The organism is Vibrio penaeicida (assembly GCF_002933855.1).
Lineage (GTDB): Bacteria > Pseudomonadota > Gammaproteobacteria > Enterobacterales > Vibrionaceae > Vibrio > Vibrio penaeicida_A.
Genome location: NZ_BFAQ01000058.1, coordinates 1 through 23099, shown reverse-complemented (window position 1 = coordinate 23099; position 23099 = coordinate 1). Strand labels below are relative to the sequence as shown.

General features: G+C 45.9%; 17 protein-coding genes. 14 read left to right on the top strand and 3 right to left on the bottom strand.

Annotated elements, in window-relative coordinates; genetic code table 11:
- Positions 1-207 precede the first annotated feature (207 nt).
- Positions 208-1758 (top strand): cryptochrome/photolyase family protein, encoded by a 1551-nt coding sequence (locus VPNCDNU1_RS26925; protein WP_104403239.1) that lies wholly within the window; start codon positions 208-210, stop codon positions 1756-1758.
- A gap of 1 nt (position 1759) precedes the next feature.
- Positions 1760-2467 (top strand): SDR family oxidoreductase, encoded by a 708-nt coding sequence (locus tag VPNCDNU1_RS26920; RefSeq protein ID WP_104403238.1) that lies wholly within the window; start codon positions 1760-1762, stop codon positions 2465-2467.
- Between the two features lie 161 nt (positions 2468-2628).
- On the opposite strand, the gene VPNCDNU1_RS26915 is transcribed toward VPNCDNU1_RS26920, so the two are convergent.
- A complete protein-coding gene (locus VPNCDNU1_RS26915; protein WP_104403237.1) occupies positions 2629-4200 on the bottom strand; it encodes a hypothetical protein in 1572 nt (523 codons plus the stop codon).
- A 387-nt stretch (positions 4201-4587) separates the two neighbouring features.
- Between VPNCDNU1_RS26915 and VPNCDNU1_RS26910 the strand changes: the two genes are divergently transcribed.
- Positions 4588-5694 (top strand): GGDEF domain-containing protein, encoded by a 1107-nt coding sequence (locus VPNCDNU1_RS26910; protein ID WP_104403236.1) that lies wholly within the window; start codon positions 4588-4590, stop codon positions 5692-5694.
- Between the two features lie 20 nt (positions 5695-5714).
- Here VPNCDNU1_RS26910 and VPNCDNU1_RS26905 read toward each other — a convergent pair whose 3' ends face one another.
- Positions 5715-6182 (bottom strand): ankyrin repeat domain-containing protein, encoded by a 468-nt coding sequence (locus VPNCDNU1_RS26905; protein ID WP_104403235.1) that lies wholly within the window; start codon positions 6180-6182, stop codon positions 5715-5717.
- Positions 6183-6425: 243 nt separating this feature from the next.
- Positions 6426-7934: a catalase gene (locus VPNCDNU1_RS26900; protein WP_104403234.1), complete on the bottom strand. Its 1509-nt coding sequence runs from the start codon at positions 7932-7934 to the stop codon at positions 6426-6428.
- Between the two features lie 440 nt (positions 7935-8374).
- Here VPNCDNU1_RS26900 and VPNCDNU1_RS26895 point away from each other — a divergent pair, with 440 nt between their 5' ends.
- From VPNCDNU1_RS26895 to VPNCDNU1_RS26845, 11 genes are all read left to right on the top strand, one after another.
- Entirely contained in the window at positions 8375-9160 is a 786-nt protein-coding gene (locus VPNCDNU1_RS26895) for a cyclase family protein (RefSeq protein ID WP_104403233.1), read from the top strand.
- A gap of 71 nt (positions 9161-9231) precedes the next feature.
- Positions 9232-10887, top strand: coding sequence for a phytoene desaturase family protein (locus tag VPNCDNU1_RS26890; protein ID WP_104403232.1), 1656 nt, complete (start codon positions 9232-9234; stop codon positions 10885-10887).
- Between the two features lie 295 nt (positions 10888-11182).
- On the top strand, positions 11183-13360 hold the full coding sequence (locus tag VPNCDNU1_RS26885; protein ID WP_104403231.1) for a thiamine pyrophosphate-dependent enzyme: 2178 nt from the start codon (positions 11183-11185) through the stop codon (positions 13358-13360).
- A gap of 9 nt (positions 13361-13369) precedes the next feature.
- Positions 13370-14833: an indolepyruvate oxidoreductase subunit beta family protein gene (locus VPNCDNU1_RS26880; RefSeq protein WP_104403230.1), complete on the top strand. Its 1464-nt coding sequence runs from the start codon at positions 13370-13372 to the stop codon at positions 14831-14833.
- Positions 14834-14845: 12 nt separating this feature from the next.
- A complete protein-coding gene (locus VPNCDNU1_RS26875) occupies positions 14846-15388 on the top strand; it encodes an acyl-CoA thioesterase (RefSeq protein ID WP_174715172.1) in 543 nt (180 codons plus the stop codon).
- Positions 15385-17715 carry a bifunctional salicylyl-CoA 5-hydroxylase/oxidoreductase gene (locus VPNCDNU1_RS26870; RefSeq protein WP_104403228.1) on the top strand — a complete coding sequence of 777 codons (2331 nt, stop codon included), beginning with the start codon at positions 15385-15387 and terminating at the stop codon, positions 17713-17715. The genes VPNCDNU1_RS26875 and VPNCDNU1_RS26870 overlap by 4 nt, the downstream gene beginning before the upstream one ends.
- Positions 17716-17742: 27 nt before the next feature.
- Positions 17743-18873, top strand: a complete 1131-nt coding sequence (locus VPNCDNU1_RS26865; protein ID WP_104403227.1) for a cupin domain-containing protein — start codon at positions 17743-17745, stop codon at positions 18871-18873.
- A gap of 63 nt (positions 18874-18936) precedes the next feature.
- A complete protein-coding gene (locus tag VPNCDNU1_RS26860; RefSeq protein WP_104403226.1) occupies positions 18937-19851 on the top strand; it encodes a fumarylacetoacetate hydrolase family protein in 915 nt (304 codons plus the stop codon).
- A gap of 9 nt (positions 19852-19860) precedes the next feature.
- Positions 19861-20919 (top strand): carbon-nitrogen hydrolase family protein, encoded by a 1059-nt coding sequence (locus VPNCDNU1_RS26855; RefSeq protein ID WP_104403225.1) that lies wholly within the window; start codon positions 19861-19863, stop codon positions 20917-20919.
- Entirely contained in the window at positions 20916-21674 is a 759-nt protein-coding gene (locus VPNCDNU1_RS26850) for a maleate cis-trans isomerase family protein (protein WP_104403224.1), read from the top strand. Before VPNCDNU1_RS26855 ends, VPNCDNU1_RS26850 begins: the two co-directional genes overlap by 4 nt.
- A gap of 392 nt (positions 21675-22066) precedes the next feature.
- Positions 22067-22963, top strand: coding sequence for a hypothetical protein (locus VPNCDNU1_RS26845; RefSeq protein WP_104403223.1), 897 nt, complete (start codon positions 22067-22069; stop codon positions 22961-22963).
- Positions 22964-23099: the final 136 nt, after the last annotated feature.

Genomic DNA, 23099 nt, shown 5'->3' with positions numbered 1-23099 from the left:
TATTCCTCGCTTTTATAAGCGCATAGATAGGGCAGCTTCGGCTGCCTTTTTAGTGAGCGTGGTAAAGAGCTTTTAGTGAGAGTGGAAAAGAGCTTTAAGTGAGAATAGAAAAGCGGTTGATTAGTAGATAGAAAAAATGGGTGATCGGTTGAATTCGTAGGACGTAAGAAGGGAGGGTGAAATCAAAACACCGACTTTTGAGGTTTTATGAAAACAAAAAGAATCCGCTTAATCTTGGGCGATCAACTGAACTATCAGCATTCTTGGTTTCGCCAAGTGGATGAATCGACGCTTTATCTGATAGCAGAGCTAAAACAAGAAACGGATTACGCGCAACACCACATACAAAAGGTATGCGCTTTCTTCTCTGCAATGGAAGCCTTCTCTTGTTGGTTGTTAGATTCGGGTCATCAAGTTAAGTATATGACGTTGGATGACACACAAGCCTACAAAGACCTCTCTGAACTTCTGACCCAGTTGTGTCGACAAACTGGGGCGACATACCTTGAATACCAAAACCCAGACGAATTTCGGCTAGCCCAGCAATTACAGTCTTTAAGCGTGGAGGGTGTGGAAGTTCGAAATGCAGACACAGAGCATTTCATGCTGAATGAGGAGTTTATCCCTGCCCAGTTTCCTAAAGGGAAGCATGTTTTAATGGAGCACTTTTATCGGCGCATTCGCAAGCAATATGGCATTTTACTGGATGCGAACGATAAGCCTGTTGGAGGTAAGTGGAACTACGACGCCAATAATCGCAAGAAGCTCAAACCCGCCGACATTGAACAGTTGCCCGAGCCGCTCATGTTCGCTAATGACGTTAGCGAGATCTTGCAGCGTTTGGAAAGGCACGATGTAAAAAACATCGGGCATATCGATGGCTCCCTGCTCTGGCCGGTAAATCGTTCTCAAGCATTGAACTTGTTGGCGCATTTTTGCCAGGTTTGCTTACCCCTTTTTGGTACTTTTCAAGATGCGATGACCAAGCAACATAAAGCCAAATGGAGCCTTTACCATAGCCGCCTGTCTTTCGCTCTCAATGCAAAAATATTGTCGCCAATGGAAGTCGTAGATGCCGCACTCACTTGTTATGAACAACCCAATAGCTTGGTTTCACTTGATCAAATCGAAGGGTTCGTACGTCAAATAATCGGTTGGAGAGAATATATTCGCGGGGTTTATTGGGCAAACATGCCGGAATACGCGCAGAAGAATCATTTGAATGCCACGCGCCCACTTCCCCGTTACTTTTGGACGGGCGAAACTCGTATGCACTGCATGAAACAAGCCATTAGTCAGTCGTTAGATTACGCCTATGCCCATCACATTCAACGGTTGATGATCACAGGGAATTTCTCGCTGGTAACGGGGTGTCGTCCTGATGAAGTCGATGCTTGGTACTTGGGTATCTACGTAGATGCGATTGAATGGGTAGAAATGCCCAACACTCGTGGGATGGCACTGTTTGCTGATGGTGGCGTTGTTGCGACCAAACCTTATGCAGCCAGCGGCTCTTACATCAATAAAATGAGTGATTACTGCAAAGGGTGCCGCTACGACGTTAAGCAGCGAAGCGGTGATACAGCCTGTCCGTTTAATGGTTTTTACTGGCGATTCATGAATCAACACCGAGAATTGCTTAGTAAGAATCCACGTATCGGAATGATCTACAGAAGCTGGGACAACATGGATTTAGAAGTGCAAGAGGCGATCTTAAAGACCGCGGATATGAATTTACAACGCATTGAGGAGCTCTAGCTTGAATAGATTGGTGGTGGCAGGAAACGGAGGTATTGGTCTGGCAATGGTGAAACACTTGCTAAAAGAATACCCCGAAGATGGTGTTTTCGCGACGTATCGACGTAACCTGCCAGAATTATCTGATCCGAATTTACGTTGGATACAAATGGATGCTGCTAGCGACGATTCCGTAAAAAATGCCTTAGGTCGAATTCAATCACTAGATTGGGTCATCAACGCTGCTGGCTTTTTACATTCACACGACCATTCGCCTGAAAAGAATATTCAGCAAATAGACAGTACGTATTTTATAGAAGCGATGAATTCGAATGCCCTGCCTTCGCTCTTACTAGCCAAGTACGCCTTTCCCTTACTCAGAAAAAGTCACCACCCTATGTTTACCGCGATTTCAGCCAAAGTCGGCAGTATCAGCGATAACCGTTTAGGTGGTTGGTATAGCTACCGAGCATCCAAAGCGGCGCTGAACATGATCATTAAAACACTGAGTATCGAGTGGGGGCGCACACTTCCCAAAGCAACCGTACTCGCTTTGCATCCGGGTACAACCGATACTCATCTCTCTGAGCCTTTTCAGCGTAATGTTCCCGAAGGTAAGTTGTTTACACCAGAGCGAGTTGCATGCGATCTGATTGCCGTCATCGAAAGTACCGAACCATCGCAAAGTGGGCAACTGCTGGCTTACGATGGCTCGGTTATTCCTTGGTAGTTACGCTAGGCGATTTTAACAGTATCGCTGTTGCCCTTTTGCGGTTTACGTTTTCGTCGCAAGGTCCAAAGTTGGAATAGGTGATAGGTCAGTGCCGAATCAAAAGCTAAGATTTGGATCAACAGAGCTAATTACCAACATCCTTTCATTACCGACAGACATTAACTACCAAAGATATCGCTCCACTTTTTTTTGCATGCCTGTTCGAATGATGCATCGTTCGAGAAACCTAGCCTTGAGAGCATGGCGCTTCGCTCGCTGTCACTGAAAATAAGCGCGTCGTGATTACCTGGAAGAATGCCGCGAATGGCTTCCAGACAAGTCTTGTGATTGGCTGGGTCAGCGAGATAACCTTCGAGTGTTTTATTGATTTTCCAACGGGAAGAAATACACAACCCAACGCTTTCTTGCCCGCGGCAGGCTGCAAGTTCAGGTATTTGAGTAAATTGGGATTTTGGGATGGTGATGTCCAGTTTATCTTCTATGTATCGGAAAAGATCCCTTTCACCATAGATATCATCACCGTGGCTAAGCCAACGGTCGACTGTTGGAAAATACAGCATGGAGTGATTCGTAGAAAATGGCGATTCATCGGCTGGTAACTTGTTGTCACCCAATACAATGGATGATGGAATATTCAACGTTTTTGCTAAAGAGTGAACAATTCGAGTTGCGCTGTGACAGCCCTTAATTGCCATGTGCGGCGTTCTCAATCGAAGGAAAGAAAACGGAACGGGCATGTATCTAGGTACATCAATACTGCTCTCCACATCAATGGCAGTGGATTGTCCAGCTTTGTTCTTGTAGAAGATGTCGGAGCTGGCGCCGTGTTCAAATTTCTGAGTCAGTGTAAACAGTTCTCTTAGCACGTCTTCTTGAGTACTTGAAGGTGAAATTTTTGTTCCAAAACTTTCCATCAGCCATTGGTAATTCTCATATGGAGAGGAGTTATAGATATAGGTAAACTTAGGTGAGAAGAAAGCGGCGATATCAGCAATTGTCACCGAATCGAGTGAAGGGTATGTGTTGATAAAACGACGAGACTTGGTATTCAACATTTCATAAGGTGTGTAAGCCATCAGAACGTTTTTCTCTTTCCACATCGAATGCAGCTCTTCAGAAGTATTATTGGTAAGACTCCATGAAACACGGTCATTTACATCCATCCAGAGTGCTAAGGCAATGTGACTAGCGATGATCTGAGTGGTTTTATAAAAAGGGGTAGCGTGTTCCTGCCAATCTTGGCAGTTTTTCTCAATATGGTTAATTTTGCAGGCAAGTTCTGCTTTATGCCGCTTCTGATAGGGTAGGTGTTTCGTTTTCTCAGAACAGGTTTCACCAGAAATAATGGCGCATCGCTGAATATTGGGCTCTGGTTGAAAGTCTATAAGGCTTTCCTGTCCAGACTCTAGAAGCTCCAATGCATCACCAACCTTTGTGGTCAAAAACATTCTTCTACCTTGAATCCAATCATCTACCACAGGTTGGATTCGTTTTAGTACAGGTTCTCTCGCGAGGTAATCTTCTGCACCAATAGCGGTGACTACGGCTTTTGTTATGTGCTGGTTATTCGGTTCGGATAGATAAGATTGGTACTTCGGAGGCATTGCACCCCAGCTGTATTGTTCAAATAAACTTGGATCTTTAGGGGGTGTTTGAGCACTGGAATTAAACGCAGAAAGCAGTGATGTTGATATCACCAAAATGGTAAAAAGTGGTTTGGATAGCGGCACGGATGGATCCTTGTTGAACTATTTAATAAATATATTATTTAAAATGCTAAATTTATAAATATTTATGCTCAATAGGGTTTTAGAGCTTTTATGATGACTATTCAAATATAAAAAATCGATTGTGAGATATCTTAGAGTTGAGCTTTATATGTAAAATTTTGGTTGCAAAACCAAGAGGGTAAATTAACAATATTGTTACTAAAGATTATTGAGGTTTAACAATTCAAATTCGTTTCAGTTCCTCGCCACTCAAAATTCATGCAAGGTCTCTCATTTGCTTAATAAATGAGAATTTGTGAAAAATATATCAATTTTGAATCTGTTCTCCATTCCAAATAACCCACACTTTGCTTAAGACTATTAAGTGCTTATCTGGTGGGGAATAAGATGTATCTCAAAAATAGCAAAGTCGCTCATTTAGAAGCGTCGGTCAGAAGAAAGCTGATCAACCTAATCCTTGTATTGGGCAGTGTTTACAGCATCATTGGGTTATCTGCTCTTGCGATACGCACATGGAATTACGGCCTCAACCTGACTTTAGCCATCAACTTTTTTTTGGTTTGTTGCTTATTGTTCATTACGTTTCGCCGCAACAAAATCAGAACGCATAAGAAAGCCATATATATTGTGGTGATCCTGTTCATTAATTTTGCGTTAGGGTTTATATCGATAGGACCAATGGCTGGCAGTATCTTACTCTTTCCCCTGTCTATTTTTGTTGTCTCAATGTGTTTCAGCCAAAAGTGGACGAACTGTTATATTGCAGTGGTGTCCATTTTTACGGTGATGGTGGGGGCGGCATTTATAATGGACTTTCTAACGCCCAAAATATTGGTCGCAGACCTGATTCACAGCCCTGCACATTGGGCTGGATATGTGATTTGCATGATGATGTTTTTCAGTATCACGAGTTACTCGCTGTATAAGTATCGGGATGCAACTCGACGTTTAATGCATGAGTTGCAACTTCAAAGAGACTACATTCAATGGCAAGCGAATCACGATGATCTTACTCAATTACCCACATTTAAATTAATGCGAGACCTTTTTTATCAGGCTTTAAAGCGGAATCAAAATACTCAATATCACGTTGGGCTCCTGTTTTTGGATTTGAATAAGTTTAAAGCAGTGAATGATACCTATGGCCATGATGCCGGAGACCATTGCTTGAGAGTAACTGCGGAGCGGCTAAAAACGGCAGTGAAACATGAAGGGTTTGCTAGCCGAGTGGGGGGTGATGAATTTATTGTGGTGCTTGAGCAGGTTCGTGAAAAAGAGGATGTACAAACGATAACCAGCAAAATTCAAACGTTGATGGGGGAGCCCATCATGTACGATGGTCATTATTATACCGTTGGCGTCAGTATTGGCGCCGCCATTGCTCCTGAAAATGGGCAAGATTTAGAGCAAGTGAAAAAGGCTGCCGATAGCGCCATGTATCAAGCGAAATTGGCCAATCAGCAGCAATGTATATTTGCTTCTAACTCTAGGTAATTAAGGGGCAGCATCTGAGGTTACTTTACCAACAAGTCTTTTTTGCCCCAAAATTCTGCAAACTCTTCTAGCGTCATGCCCGCTTTGTTTCTTAACGTAGGGTCGCAATCATAGCCATATAAGGTTGTGGCGATAGAAAACTCTCCCTTAATCAAAGCCCCCATAATGGCGGTATTACCGCGCTTGTCTTGGATGCAAGTATCTGCGCCGTAGTGGAGCAATGTTTTTACGATTTCAGATTGCCCGTGGTAGGCAGCGACCATAAGTGCGGTGTAACTTTGAGGGTTAATTTGGTTGATGGGGAAGCCCGATTTTACAAAGGTGCGCACGACCTCTTCTTCCCCCGTTCGAGCCGCAGCAAAGAAATATTGAATTAACGACTTTTGCTGACTCTCCAGCGAATCGGGTTGGGATGCTTGAGTTGCAAAGCTAAGTGATGGCAGCCAGGTAGTACTAACAAGCAAGATTCGGATAAGTAGGGATTTCATAGCAACCTCCTATTCTCAATAGCAATTTGTCTTAGTAGCAAGTTGTCTCAGTAGCGATTAGTTCTCGGTAGCGATTTATTCGTAGTAGCGATCTATTTTCAGTGACTTTCTGTTCTTAGTAACTTTTAATTTTCTGTAATAAGCCAAGTTTAAGGTGCCCGTACGCCACCACTCTAATTGGCAGAAAAGAGCAGGGGAAGTGGCGCACGGGGCTTAGATGAACTTATTTCATTTTTAAATCAGCTACATACTCGCGATCTTTTTCACTTTATTGATGTCGCCATTAACGGCACTGGTGATCGCCATGCCGAAGTTTTCATCTGCTCGATAGAAGTGGCTGAGCATGATGTGTTTGGTTTTCTCATCGCTCACCCTACCAAGATCACCGGCTAGATTCGTCACCAAATCTTCTTGCTCTTGAGGTGTTAGGTTTCGGTAAAACACACCAGCTTGGAAGAAGTTACGTGGGTTGCTGATGGCCTTTTGTTGCACCGTCCCTTGTAACTCCGTTTGTACGGCTCGGAACTGGGTATCTTCTGCCAGCGCTAACTGCCGACTTGGCTGATAGTTAATGTCCGACTTAGTGTTGCCGTTGTTTGATGCGCCTTCTTGATTGTGGTTAAGCACATCCACACGGGCACGGTTTATATGAAATTGCGAATGGTTTGCTCCAAGGCGATAAAGTTGAGTATCGGCATACGAGAAAACTCGACCTTGTAATAAGCGATCTTCTGAAGGTTCTATCCCCGGAATGAGATTAGAAGGCGCAAACGCCGACTGTTCTGTCTCTTGGAAGAAGTTATCGGGTACTCGGTTTAGCGTCATGGTGCCGACTTTTTTATCTGCGACATCTAACCACATTTTGGTGGCGTCCAAACCGTTGTAATCCAGCTTCATCAAAGCTTCTGGCGTTAGAACTTTCACGTACAAATCCCATTTAGGGAAATTGCCCTTATTGATCTCACTGTACAGATCATTGGTTAAATGATTGAAATCTTTACCTTGCATTTCAACCACTTCTTTCGGACGTAATCCCTGTGTGCCTTGCTGGCTTTTCCACTGGAATTTTACGTAATTGACATCGCCTTCGGCATTGATCCACTTAAATGCGTGAACGCCAAAACCGTCCATTTTTCGATAGCTTGCTGGTACACCCATATTGGAATAAACCCAAGACAGCATATGGGTAGACCCTGGCTCATGGCTGAAAAAGTCAAAAAAACGATTCGGATCCTGCACATTAGATACAGGTGATGGTTTCAAAGAGTGCACCATATCCGGGAATTTAATGGCATCACGAATAAAGAACACAGGAAGGTTATTCCCAACCAGATCCCAGTTACCTTGATCCGTATAGAATTTGGTCGCGAAACCACGAGGATCTCTTAATGTTTCTGGAGAACCCTTTGAGTGAACAACTGTCGAAAAACGCACAAAAACAGGCGTTTTCTTCCCTTTTTGGGCGAACGGCGCTGCCAAAGTGAGATCGGTATAGTCCCCACTAGACACGAACTCACCATGCACACCTGTCCCTCGGGCGTGTACGACTCTTTCCGGTATGCGCTCACGAGCAAACCGTTGAAGTTTTTGAATTAAATGCACATCCTGAAGTAAGACACTACCTGTAGGACCCGCGGTAATCGAGTTTTGGTTATCGCCAACGGGGGCGCCGTTGTCACGTGTCATTGTTGTACTATGTGCACTAGACGCAACCCCAATTGAGACGATAAGTAAGCTTTTGACGACCTGCATATTTGCTTCCTTTATATACAAGATTCAAAGCTCTTTTCTGCCAACAAGCAGTATAGGGTCTTTACATTTATGATTGGAAATAGGTTTCTTCTATAAAATCAATTGGTGATTTCTATTAATGCGAGTTCTGTGCAACTTGATGTGATATTGATGCGAAAGGAGAGAATAAGTAGCATAGCGCAAATCTAAATCAATTGACAAGCAACTCAAAAAGATGTTCTGAAATGCTATATAAATCCGCAATTTAATACCCATCAAGAAGCGAGCCTGCGCAGTTATTCATATTGCTTATCTTCATCCTATTATTTTTATCTCCCTTTCTTTTGTATTCAGTTTGAACAGTTTGGTGCATCGATTGGATACAGTTTTCTTGATCCGGATAGAAGACATTTTCAATTCCTATAACCATAACTCATGGTTGCTATTACAAGGAAAGAGCTATGTCGGACGCAATTCTAAATGCACTATCAGAAAGTTTGGGCAATGGTGGAGTTAAGGTTATCGATCTTACCCAAACATTGAATGAAGAATTCCCAGCCCTTCAGTTACCGGAAGAATTTGGTCAGGTTTGGGGATTTAAAAAAGAAACGATTTCCCAATACGATGAAAATGGTCCGGGCTGGTATTGGAATAACTTTCGTTGTGGGGAACATACGGGCACACACTTTGACGCTCCCGTTCACTGGATCAGCGGAAAAGATCATCCCAAAAACTCGGTCGATACCATTCCCGTCCATAACTTTGTTGCCCCTGCTATTGTGGTGGATGCCAGTCAAGAGGTTACTGACGACCCTGATTGGTTACTTACGGTAGATTTTCTTGAATCGTGGGAAAGCCAACACGGCACCATCCCTGAGGGGGCGTGGGTTCTGTTTCGAACCGATTGGTCGAAACGAGTAAACGACCCTGCTGCCTTCTTAAACATGAAGGAAGACGGCACTCACACCCCTGGTCCTACTCAAGACGCAGTGGAGTGGATGATCAACGAGAGAAACGTGCTGGGGTTCGGTGTCGAAACCATTAATACCGACGCAGGACAATCCTTTATGTGGCCGACGCCACTGCCTTGCCACACCCTAATGCATGGCGCCAACAAATACGGGTTGCAGTGCCTCAAAAATTTGGACCAGCTCCCTGCCACTGGTGCTTTGATTGTCGCCGCACCACTGAAAATAGAAGGTGGGTCGGGTAGCCCGCTCCGTGTTCTTGCCTTGGTCGGCGGTTAAGTAAGGTTTAACGATTCGGCGAACGAGTATAGCTGTTCATTGAAAAAAGGATTAGGCAAAGAGGCAGTAGCATGAAAAAAAGCAGTATTGATGCAGATGTGATTTTTATTGGCAGCGGCATAAACACCTTGGTGTGCGCTGCGATCCTTGCGATGAACGGCAAATCCGTATTGATCTTAGAGCGCAATGCCGTATCTGGCGGGTGTATTCGCACTGAAGAGCTTTTTCCTGATTTTCATCACGATATTATGTCGATGTGGTATCCCTTATTTGTTGGAGGGGCAGGATACGGCGAGCTTAAAGAGGTACTCGATGGAAAAGGAGTCGAGTTTGTTCAAAATGAGTACTCAACCGGTATTGTTTTTCCAGACGGTACTGGGTTAGCGCTTAAAAGCGATATAGAAGACACGGTGAAAAGGTTAGAAGCTTGCTGTCCGGGGGATGGCAGTGCATTCGGGACAAGCGCGGAAACGCTGTTCGGGAAAGATGTCTCTCTCACCTTTGGTTTACTCAATAACCAGCCGTTCAGTTTAAACCTCATCCGTTTAGTTTTTAGCGAATGGCGAAAGCGCGGAACGAACGGGTTGCTTTCTTTTATGTCTGACTCTCTTGAAAGCTGCCGACGTTGGTCACTAAGAACATTTCAACATGAAAAGACACGAGCCCTTATTGCCCCTTGGGTTCTTCATACTGGCTTAGGACCAGATGAAGCCAGCTCCGCGCTTATTGGAAAATTAACCTTCGCAGCGGTTGTTGCAGGTGGAATGCCAGTGGTGAAAGGGGGGAGCAATAAGCTCGTACGTGCCCTGACACAGGTTATCGAAGAGTATGGTGGAACCATTATTCACAACGCAAACGTGGATGAAATCGTCACCCAATCGAAGAAACGTCTCTTCTCAACTCAAAGTGACTCTGAGGTAGCTAAGGGCGTTGTGGCAAACCAAACCCTCTATACCGCGAAAGAGCATGTAGTGTGCAACGTAGCTCCTGACCAGCTTTATGGACGTTTTTTGAAAAACAAAAAACAGGCCTCTTTAGAAGTAAGAAGGCGAGCAAAAGGCTATCAATTCGGTCGGGGAGGCATGCAGGTGCATTTTGCACTCAGCGCCCCCCCACCTTGGACTGAAGCTGAACTGGTGAATGTTCCGCTTGTCCATTTAACCGAAAGTATGGAGCAAGTGTGTTTGTCGGTCACGCAAGCCAACAATGGAATCATTCCAGCAAAACCGACATTGGGAATTGGTCAGCCGACAGCCGTCGATCCAAGCCGAGCACCGGAAGGAGGCTGGATCTTGTGGGTTCAGATGCAAGAACTTCCTTCTAAGTTGAAAGGGGATGCACTAAATCAAATCCCAATACCTGAAGATGGGTATTGGACAGAAGAAGTCCGCGAGGCGGTTGCGCAGCGTGTGCAAGAACGATTAGAAAACGTGATGCCAGGATTATCGTCATTGATTGTGGGGCGTAAATCCTACAGCCCCGCCGATCTAGAATCGCTGAACTGCAACTTAGTGGGGGGCGATCCCTATTCTGGTGTGTGCAGCCCGGATCAGTTTTTCTGGCTACGACCGTTTGCCCCTACTGGCTCGGCTAAATGTCATCAAACACCGGTGAAAAACGTGCTTCATATTGGCGCAAGTACTCACCCCGGTCCCGGTTTAGGAGCAACATCGGGTTATTTGGTGGCACGGCAACTGCTCAAGAAACGCTTTTTTCCTTCGTTTTGAAGGTTTGGTCTTTAAGTTCGAAAAGCAAGAAATACCCACTCATTTAAGTCACGCTTCTATCGGTTCGTTAGAGCGTGATTTCTTCGTTTACAGCACGATATTCTCAGCGCTTCCAAACTTGATTTCTCCATATACACGAAGAAGTTATCCAGTCTCTGCACCCTCTATCCACTACTCGCGAGAAAGCGATTTTCACCCCCTGTTATCGATTGATGTTGGCCCTCATGTGCTTTGTACTAATAAGACACAGCAAACGCTGAGAAATATGCAGTAAACAAGGAAGTGAGAGGAACACATGGCTGAGCGATCTTTTGTAAACGAAATGGGCAAACTTCGTTTAGGTGAAGGGGAAGTGTTTAGCGGCGAAGGGATACTTGCCGTGACGAAAGCGCTTTTGGAATCGGGTGTGAATTACGTGGCGGGTTATCAAGGCTCGCCCATATCGCATTTATTGGATGTGTTAGCCGATGCACAAGAAGTGCTGTCGGAATACGATGTCCGTTTTGAAAACAGCGCAAGCGAAGCCACAGCAGCGGCAACGTTATCGGCGTCGGTTAACTACCCATTGAGAGGTGCTATCACGTTTAAGTCGACGGTGGGAACCAACGTCGCCAGTGATGCATTAGCCAACTTGGCATCAGGCGGAGTCAAAGGAGGGGCGTTGATCATTGTAGGGGAAGACTATGGTGAAGGGTCTTCTATCATGCAGGAGCGAAGCCACGCCTTTGCCATGAAATCGCAAATCTGGTTATTGGATCCGCGCCCCAATATTCCGGCAATTGTAAAAGCCGTTAAAACCGGATTTGAGCTTTCAGAAGCCAGTAATACCCCCGTTATGTTGCAAATAGGTATTCGTTCTTGTCACTTACACGGTCAGTTTGAAACGTCCGATAATATCCGTGCGAAATACACACCTAAAGACGCAATAGAGAACCCCTATCGAGACATCGACAGAATTGTTTTACCTCCAGCGAGCTTTTTGCACGAAGAAGAGAAGATCACAAAGCGTTGGCCCGCGGCTGTGGAATACATTCAGCAAAACAATCTCAACGAATTCTTTTCCGGCAAAGAGAAAAACATCGGCATTATTCTTCAAGGTGGCTGCTACAACAATGTGATTCGCGCGCTCGAAAAACTGGGTATGAGCGATATTTACGGCGATTCCGACACCCCCTTATACGTGTTGAATGTGACGTACCCGCTGGTAGACGACGAACTCGAATCCTTCTGCAAAAGTAAGGATGCGGTTCTGGTCATCGAACAGGGGCAACCCAACTTTATTGAACAGAATATCGCCAGCATCTTTAAGCAAAGAGAGATCGCCACAGAGCTGCACGGTAAAGATGTGCTGCCTCTAGCTGGCGAATACAACGCCAAAACGCTGATCAAAGGCATTTCGCAGTTTTTGGAGCAGTATGACATTTCACATAACACAGACTGCAATAACATCGGCTCCAATATCTCGGTTGTTGAAATTAGTGAGCCAAGCCCAGTAAAGGAAGTAGAGCCAGAGCCTCTTAACTCGCTCATTAACCCTCGCCCTCCGGGGTTTTGTACGGGCTGCCCTGAACGCCCAGTATTTACGGCATTAAAAATGCTGGAAAAAGAGATTGGTACTCATCACGTGAGCGCCGACATTGGATGCCATTTATTTTCCATTTTGCCGCCTTTCAATCTTGGTAACACCACAATGGGCTATGGATTGGGCGGTGCTGGGGTCTCTGCTTTTCACACTGAATCGCAAAAGCGCGCCATTGCCGTGATGGGCGATGGGGGTTTTTGGCACAACGGATTAACCAGTGGCATTGCGAATGCGGTGTTTAACAAAAGCGATCATGTAACGCTGGTGGTCGACAACCGATATACGGCGGCAACCGGTGGGCAAGATATTTTGTCGTCGGTCGCCAAAAACGACAGCCGCAGTACCGGGCACGATATTGAGAAAGCAGCGAAAGGCGTCGGCGTGAAATGGATAAAAACCGTCGAGCGAACTTATGACCTGAAAAACATGATGAAAACGCTCCGCGAAGCGCTCACAACGAAAGAAGGGGGTCCCAAAGTCATCGTTGCCCAAAGTGAATGCATGCTCAATAAGCAGAGAAGGGTGAAGCGACAAGTTCGAAAAGACATCGCCAACGGCGTCAGAAATGCACGTGAACGCTTTGGGATAGATTCGGATACCTGTACTGGTGATCACTCGTGCATTCGCCTTTCCGGCTGCCCATCGCTTTCCATAAAAACAAACCCAGATCCACTAAGGCAAGATCCCGTCGCCACCGTGCTCAATAGCTGCGTTGGGTGTGGCTTATGTGGCGAGGTTTCTCACACTGCGGTGCTTTGCCCGTCATTTTATCGCGCACGAATCATTACGCACCCTAAAAAACTGGAGGCGTTGTGGCAGCGCTTTCAAAACAAAATCATTCACTGGCTTCAAGATATCTATGAGCGCCAAATTAGCCGTGCAGAAGGGTAAGGAGGACGTATGAATCTGAACAAACCCATAAAAATTGCCATTCTTGCCATGGGGGGCGAAGGGGGAGGCGTATTAGCCGATTGGATCGTTCATTTAGCCGAAGCGAATGGGTTTTATGCCCAAACGACATCCGTGCCTGGGGTTGCCCAAAGAACCGGTTCAACCATCTATTATGTCGAGCTCTTTTCCCGAGACATCGCGGAAAAGCATAACGCTGTACCTGTGCTGGCTTTAATGCCCATTCCCGAAGATGTCGATATCGTGCTCACATCCGAATTAATGGAAGCTGGGCGTGCTATCCAGCGCGGCTTGGTGACAGCGTCGCAAACGTTGCTGATCTCTTCGACACACCGCGTTTATTCCTATCAAGAACGTTCCGATATGGGCGACGGGCGTGTCGACAGCCATTCTCTGATTGCGCACGCAGAAAAGTCTTCCAAGCGCTTGATCAAGTTCGATATGGCGAAAGTCGCGGCAGAAAACAAAAGCGTGATCAGCTCTGTACTGTTTGGGGCGTTGAGCGAGTCGGGTGTGTTGCCTTTTTCCAGAGAAGCGTTTGAACAAACCATCAAAAAAGGCGGCATTGGCGTAAAAGAAAGTTTGAACGCGTTTAATGCCGCTTGCCTTTTAACATCGAATGGGTCGACAGATCAGCCCAAACCCGATTTGGCGTTCCAACGCTTTTCGCTTCACCCTTTAAGCCGCCCTTTCCCAAAAGAGTGCCAAGCGACGGTCAGTAATGGCATTGAACGTTTACTGGATTATCAAGATCTGAACTACGCGCAAGAATACGTCGACTTGTTAAATGAAATGTCACTGACTGAGCAACCACAGCTTTTAGAGGTTGTGGCGAGACATTTGGCGCTTTGGCTTAGCTATGAAGACGTAATGAGAGTGGCAGATTTAAAAGTGCGTGCATCGCGTTTTCAACGGGTAAGAGAAGAAGTGGGGGCAGCCCAAACTCAGCTGCTGCAAATTGAAGAGTTCATGCACCCCGGTTTGGATGAGATTTGCGATTCGCTGCCCGCCTCCTTAGGGCGTTGGTTAAAGCGTTCGAAAGTGCTATCAGGCTTAGTCAACAAGCTAACCCAAGAGGGAAGGGTAGTGAGAACCAGCTCGCTATCGGGTTTCTTATTACTGTTTTCATTGGCGAACTGGAAGAAATGCCGCCGAATCACTCTGCGTTACAAAAACGAAAAAGCCGCCATTTTGGACTGGATTGAACGAATCAAACACACCGCGCTAACCAACCCTGCAATAGCCAAAGAAATCGCGCTGTGTCAGCGATTGGTGAAAGGCTACGGAGAAACACACAAACGCGGGATGAATAACTATCGACAAGTCATGTCTGTTGCCCAGCGACACCCAAAACAAATAACACCAGACCTCTTGAGAGAGCTCAGGGAAGCGGCATTGGCCGACGAACATGGCGCCAAATTGAACGCTCTTAAAGCCCAATACTCATTAGATTAATTAGGAGGAATAATGAAACGTTCGTTTTCTTTACCTTATAAAATACGATTTTCGGACTGCGATCCGGCAGGTATCGTGTTCTATCCGCAGTACTTCGTCATGTTCAATGACCTTTTAGAAGCGTGGGTCGATTCCATATTGGAAGGCGGTTTTGCTGGCTACATTGGGCGTGCCAAATTCGGCATGCCCATTGTTCATTTAGAGGCCGATTTTACCGCAGTGAGCCAGATGGGAGACGACGTTTACCTAGAGCTCGAAGTGGTACGCCTCGGAACGAAATCGTTCACCCTTGAATACCGCTGTATCGGGCAGAACGGCGATCCGAGAATGAAGGTTCAACAAACCTTAGTGACCACTTCTTTAGAAACGCACTGCTCGATTCCTATTCCTGAAGAACTGAATATCGCTATCCAATACTTTCTAAATGCCTCTACTAGTGAGCCGTCTTCTCCTCAAGCGCTTACTCCTCAAGAGCTTACTCCACAAGGGCTTTCTACGACTAACGAACTCTCTTCTTCCCAAGAAGGGACGAAAAAACAAAGGAGTACCCTATGAATATTGTTTGCATTGGCGGAGGACCAGCTGGGCTGTATTTCGGCTTATTAATGAAACTGGAAAACCCCGAAAATCGGATTGTGGTGATAGAGCGGAACCGACCCTACGACACCTTTGGCTGGGGTGTAGTGTTTTCCGATGCGACGCTAGAGAACTTACAAAAAGCCGATTTGGTTTCTGCAAAAACCATTGAATCTGAATTCAGTAAATGGGGTGACATTGATATCCATTTTAAAGGCGAAGCCATTCGCAGTTCAGGGCATGGGTTTATTGGCATAGGCCGAAAGAGATTGCTCAACATTCTGCAAGCCCGTTGTGAAGAAGTGGGGGTAGAGCTTGTTTTTGAAACCAATGTTGAGAATGAAAAAGACATTGCTCGTGAATACGATGCCGATCTGGTTATCGCTTCCGATGGCATTAATAGCGCCATCAGAACGAAATATGAATCGGAGTTTAAGCCAGACATCGACGTGAGAAAGTGCCGCTTTGTATGGCTAGGAACCGAAAAAATCTTCGATGCGTTTACCTTTTTGTTTATGCCCACCAAATATGGCTGGTTTCAAGTTCATGCCTATCAATTTGAAGAAGGACGGTCGACGTTCATTGTCGAAACCACCGACGAAACGTTTCATAAAGCAGGCATCGATAAGATGAGCCAAGAAGAAGGCATCGAATTTTGTGAACAGTTGTTTTCCCCTTGGTTGGATGGTCACAAATTGATATCCAATGCCTCCCATTTGCGCGGTTCTGCCATTTGGATCCAATTCCCTCGGGTGATTTGTGAGAACTGGGTGCATTGGATTAAACCAGATGAAAATTCCCAGAAAGCCGTACCACTGGTTCTTATGGGCGATGCCGCTCACACCGCGCATTTCTCGATTGGTTCTGGCACCAAGTTAGCTTTGGAGGATGCCATAGAGCTGACGCAATGTTTAAGGCAGTCTCAATCGAACATTAAATCGGGCTTGGAATACTACAAAAAAATCCGAAATGTAGAAGTCATGAAGATCCAAAACGCAGCTAGGAATTCTACGGAGTGGTTTGAAAACGTAGAACGTTATGAAGACATGGAGCCACAGCAGTTTGCGTATTCTTTGCTGACGCGTTCACAGAGGATCTCTCATGAAAATCTCCGCTTACGCGATCCTGCATGGATTAACCGCTACGAAAAGTGGTTGAAACAGGCTCAATGTGAGGTGTCTAGCACTGGAAGCGCCGTGCCGTTGCTTTCTCCCTATAAAGTGCGAGGCGTTACATTAGCGAACAGAGTGGTTGTGTCACCAACGCTTTTATACAGCGCCAACAATGGTAAGCCATCAGACATGCATACGGTGCATCTGGGGGCTCGTGCCCTAGGTGGTGCAGGGCTTGTTATGACCGAGATGGTATCGGTGTCGAAAAGTGGACGTGTTACCGAGGGCTGTACTGGAATTTGGAATGAAGAACAGCAGCGTAAGTGGGCAGACATTACCGCCTATGTGCATGAAAACAGCTCGGCACACATTGGGATTCAATTAGGGCACGCAGGGCGTCGTGGTTCTAGTCAGTTAGGTTGGGAAAAGCCGGGTCACCCTCTAAAGGAAGGCAACTGGATGACGGTATCTGCTTCCCCTATCCCTTACCTACCCGACGTTAGCCCCGTGCCGAGAGAAATGACAGGCGAAGACATGGTTAACATGATTCAAGACTTTGTGGACGCCACCAAAAGAGCCGATGAAGCTGGGTTTGATTGGTTAGAGCTTCAAGCAAGCCAAGGGTATCTGCTGTCGAGCTTTATTTCGCCGATAACCAATCAGCGTGAGGATCGATACGGAGGGTCATTGGCGAACCGAGTCCGCTTCCCTATTGAAGTGTTTGCTGCCGTCCGTGAAGCGTGGCCCAAGGATAAACCGATTGCCGTTCGCATCTCGGCTACCGATTGGGTGGAAAGCGGCACGACAGTTGATGAAGCGATAGAAATATCCCGTCTCTTTAAACAAGCCGGTGCCGACATGATCGTGGTATCTACGGGTGAAGTGACACCAGAACAGAAACCCGTGTACGGGCGCATGTATCAAACCCCAATGTCGGATCGTATCCGCAACGAAGGCGACATACCCACCATCGCGGTCGGCAACATTACAGACGCTGACCAAGTCAACAGCATTATCGCAGCGGGTCGGGCCGATTTGTGTGCGTTAGCTCGTCCTTTCATGCTCAGCCCCAATTGGTTGATAGATGAATGTAACCGCATGGATTGGCCTTTGCCACTGCCTCGCCCTTATCTAGCGGCTCTGCCGAAAGATCGAAGAGTACTCGAGCCAGAACTACCCAATACGAGAACGTAAACATTATCCAATTAAAGGAGATACACTATGTCTACCGAAAATTACGATGATTATATTGAAGATGTGATCGGTCGAGCTAATGTCGCCGATACCCCGGAGTTGGTTTCTTACTATAAAGATCTTAAAGCGCTTAATACGGGCGCACTTTGGACGGTGGCGAACAAAATAGAACCTTGGGAGCCTAAATCAGAGTCTGAACCTGTTTTGTGGCGTTATGAAGATCTTCGCAGCAAAGTGCTTAAGTCGGCAGAATTGGTGACGCCTGAGCAAGCAGGGAGACGCGTTGTTTATTTAAATAACCCTGGTCGCCAAGACGTTGCCGCTGCGGTGGGATGGTTGTATTCAGGGTTGCAAGTGATGTTCCCTGGAGAGGCAGCCAGTGCTCATGCGCATTCTTCTTCGGCTCTCAGGTTTATTATGGAAGGCAGTGGTGCTTATACCATTGTCGACGGGCAAAAAATGCCTCTCGGCGCTAACGACTTTGTATTAACTCCCAATGGTACGTGGCACGAACATGGAGTTGAAGAAGGTGGCACGCCGTGTATTTGGCAAGATGGGCTCGACATTCCTTTGGTTAACGCGTTCGAAGCGGGCTTTTATGAGGTTCATCCAGACTTAAATCAGGCGATCACACAGCCCGTTGATAACTCCATTGGACTTTGGGCAGGGCGAGCACTGCGCCCTCAAAACGTGAGTTGGGATAAGCCCTATTCCCCATTATTTAAATACCAATGGGAACCCACCTACGACGCGCTAACGAAGATGGCGGCGGTGTCCGATGGTAACCCCTACGACGATATTTTAATGCATTACACCAACCCCGTTACAGGGGGACACGTGATGAAAACCATGGGTGCGAGTATGCAAATGCTACGACCCGGGTTTAAGGGAAAAGCGCACCGCCACACAGGCAGCTTTATCTACCATGTTGCAAAAGGGAAGGGGCATTCCATCATTAACGGCAAACGTTTTGATTGGAAGGAAAGAGACATCTTCTGTGTGCCTTCGTGGGCATTTCATGAACATGTGAACGCCTCTGATACGGAAGATACATGCCTGTTTTGCTTCAGCGATTTGCCCACCATTGAAGCTTTGGGTTTGTATCGAGAGGAAGCACTCGCAGAAAACGATGGGCATCAACCCGTATCGAACAGCTAATTTAATCAGCCCAAACAAAAAGGCTATTCAGTCAAATATTCACACGAAAAAAAGGAATTTATTATGCGTCTCGTTACTTTTCGCCCACACATTCAATCGGAATCGCGTTTGGGGGCATTGGTCGATAATCAAGTGATTGATCTATCCAAACTCGCAAGCCACAACAATATTGATTTGCCCAGTTGCATGCAGTCTTTTATCGAGTTAGGACCGAATGCTGTTCGTGTTGCTACTGAATTGCTCGAAAGCCACGATAAAAATTGGCCTGCGGACAGCTGCACTCCGCTTGCCAATGCGTTATTACTGGCTCCGATCCCTCGACCTAAGAAGAACATTTTTGGAATCGGTTTGAACTACGTTGAGCATGTTGCCGAATCGAGCCGCACTTTGGATACCGACAAAGCTTTGCCAACACAACCAGTGATTTTCTCAAAACCGCCCACGACGGTGATAGGACCGAATGATGTGATTGAGCACAATGCTGAGATCACCCAACAATTGGATTGGGAAGTCGAACTGGCGGTTGTTATGGGCACCAAAGCCAAAGGGGTGTCGAAAGAGTCCGCGCTGGATTATGTGTTTGGTTACAGCTTGCTTATCGATATGAGTGCCAGAGATTGCCGCCGTGCGGGTCAATGGATTTATTCAAAAGGGCAAGACACGTTCGCGCCCTTTGGTCCGTGCATTGTGACGGCAGATGAAATCTCTGATCCGCAGGATTTGAATTTGAGTTTAAAGGTGAATGGTGAGACGAAACAAGATTCTAATACTCGTCATATGCTTTTTAAAGTGAACGAACTCATCAACGACATCAGCAAAGGGATCACGCTCGAACCCGGCGACATTATTGCAACGGGAACGCCAGAGGGTGTGGGGGCTGGGCGCGAACCTCAAGAGTGGGTCTGGCCCGGTGATGTGATTGAGGCCGAGCTTGAGCACATCGGAAGCCTTAGGCATTCGGTTGTCGCGGCAAAGTAAGGGGGCGTTATGCCAGCATTAGAACTGAATGTGTTTAAAGCCGCTGCCATTCAAGCTGCACCTGTTTTCCTCGATACAGATGCGACCGTAGATAAGGCATGCGATCTTATTGAAGAGGCGGCGTTAGAAGGCGCTACCTTGATTGCGTTTCCTGAGGTTTTCATTCCCGGTTACCCCTATTGGAACTGGATCATGACGCCGCCAGAAGGTAGCTCGTGGTTTGAAAAGCTGTGTAAGTGTGCAATTGAGATCCCTGGTCCGGAAATCGAGAAAATTGCTCAGCAAGCCGCTCGCTTTAAGGCGAATGTAGTGATTGGTGTGAACGAGCGAAGTTCGGTGGGCGTTGGGACACTTTACAACACGATTGTGATCATCAGCGACGAGGGCGAAATAATAGGGAAGCACAGAAAGCTCATGCCAACGTGGGCAGAAAAGCTCACTTGGACGCCGGGTGACGGTTCGCAACTGAAAGTACATAAAACGTCGGTTGGTCCGCTTGGGGCGTTAGCTTGTGGCGAGAATACCAATACTCTGGCTCGCTTCTCTTTGCTTGCTCAGGGGGAACTGATGCATGTCGCAAACTACATTTCATTGCCTGTTGCGCCGCCAGATTACAACATGGCAGAAGCCATAAAGCTCCGATCTTCTGCGCACTCGTTTGAAGGTAAGGTGTTTACGGCGGTGTCTTGCTCGACCATTTCGCAGGAAATCATCGACACATTTAAAGAGTCGCACCCAGAATCTGAAGCGCTCTTGAAGCGAAAAAGCAGTGCGTTCACTGGGTTTATTGGTCCCGACGGACGCGTAATGGGTGAACCTCTCATTGATGAAGAAGGTATTGTTTATGCGGAGATTGACCTAAACAAGTGTATTCAACCGAGGCAAATGCATGACATAACGGGGCACTACAATCGATTCGATGTGTTCCAACTTCATGTGAATCGCAATCCGATTCAGTCCGCTCATTTTCATGATGGTGATGCACAAGTCTCGGAAAACATCACCTCGGATAATTTCGCAGAGACAAACATAGATAAAGCCTATGCAGCAAAGGAGCGCGATTTATGACGGCACCACGACGTTTTCGTATTGGTCAAATTGTTCCGTCTTCCAACATTACAATGGAAACGGAAGTACCAGCGATTTTTCGAGCGCGAGAAAGTGTTCACCCTGAACGATTTACGTTTCATTCTTCGCGAATGCGAATGAAGAGCGTGACAAAATCTGAACTGGAAAAAATGGACAGCGACAGCTTGCGGTGCGCCTTGGAATTATCCGATGCGCACGTGGATGTGATGGGGTATGCCTGCTTGGTTGCGATAATGAGCATGGGGCGGGGGTACCACCGCGAATCGGAAAAACGCTTGGGTGATGTGGCGACACAAAATGGGGCTAACTGCCCTGTAGTGACGAGTGCTGGCGCATTGGTTGAAGGGCTTCATGCGTTAGGAGCTAAAAGAATATCGCTGTTGGCACCATACATGAAGCCGCTCACCGCGCTTGTGATTGATTACATTGAAAATGAGGGGATTGAAGTGGTTGATAGCCTTTCATTGGAGATATCAAATAACTTAGAGGTAGGTACACAAAATCCGAGAGCCCCTATTGAGATAACCAAGAAGCTGCAAACTTCAGGGGTGGACGTGCTGGTGGCATCTGCATGTGTACAGATGCCTTCCTTGCCTTCGATACAGCCTATTGAAGATCGCATTGGTATCCCTGTTATTTCATCATCCGTTGCTACGGCATACAAAATGATGAAAGAGCTAGGCATTGACACCCACGTACCTGATTTTGGTTCACTGCTTTCAGGTAAATATTAAGAACTTTAGACTAAAAGGAACTTGGATTTCCAAATGGGTAGCTGCTCTATCGAGAAAAGCAGAGACCCTTAACCGAGCACTACATTTCTGTCTGTCTTCACCAAGGCAGGCAGCTTTTTTATGCCTTAGTCGGTGTATATCTCACGGCTGTGATACACTCTCATTTCTTACTGTACATATAACCAAGCTGATACTTTTTTGTACAATCGCGTTTTAGCTCGACATTTTCCAGACTTCACAACCCTATGAAATCAATTTCGTGGCATAATCGCATGAATTTAAAATAGTTTAAGAACAGAGCGGAAACATGTTAGGTGGATACAAGCTGCAGAGATAGGCGGATTGTATCGGTCTAATAAGTTGTTAAGCTTATTGAAAAATTTGGAGTATAAATGAAAGTTAGTTGGTTACCAATTTGGGGAAACCCTTCAGTAAAGAAAGATGAAATCAACTTCGCACCTCAACTAGATGAAAATGATGAAGTGGTAGATTTCGATAAGCAAAAAGGACAGAAGTTAAGAACTAACCTAAGTTTTCAAGAGGGTGAAATTGAGTTCAAAACTAAGATTTCTAGTCCTAAAGATAAGATCCAGTTATTGCTTGGAGTCGATAGCAATGAACCGCTAAACGTAGGAATCAATTCTTCGATAGCTGCATATGGTATAGCTAAACTAGTAAATGGAAAATATGAGCACTTAAGCAAAAATGGAGTTGGTGTCGAAATTACCACCGACGAATGGTTACAAGTAAACATTAAATGTAGTGGTTCGAATATATCTTTATATATTAACGATGTGAAGGTTTGTTCAGCGTCAGCTAGTATCAATAATTCTCAGATGGAACTTCTTTATCGTGGTATCGGCGATGCTAGTGTTCGTGATTTTAAAGTCAAATCTGAGCAGCCAAAGGCATTTATAGTCATGCAGTTTACAGATGAATTTAATTCATTGTATACGGAGGTGATTAAGCCTATTTGCGAGGCGTATGGTTATGAAGTTGTTCGAGCAGATAATATGTATACCAACACTCAGCTTATACAAGATATAACTACAGCAATACGTGAAAGCTCGTTGATTCTAGCGGATATAACACCTGATAACCCGAATGTATATTATGAAGTTGGCTATGCACATGCGTTAGATAAACCTACGATTCTGTTGTGTGATAGAACTAGAGAAAAACTACCATTTGATGTTTCAGGTTTCCGCTGTATTTTCTATGAAAACTCAATATCAGGGAAAGTAAAGGTCGAGAACGTTCTAAAGAGGCACCTTGACGCAATAAAATAAGCTTAACAAAGCATTTAAGACGGATTCTCAACGCTTGGCAATTTCATTTCAGGTCAGCTTTAGTGCTAAATGTGGCAAGGTTTAGGCTTGGGTGGTCGCGTTGTTCACCACTTAATGCGGCGTTATAGCGCTTTGA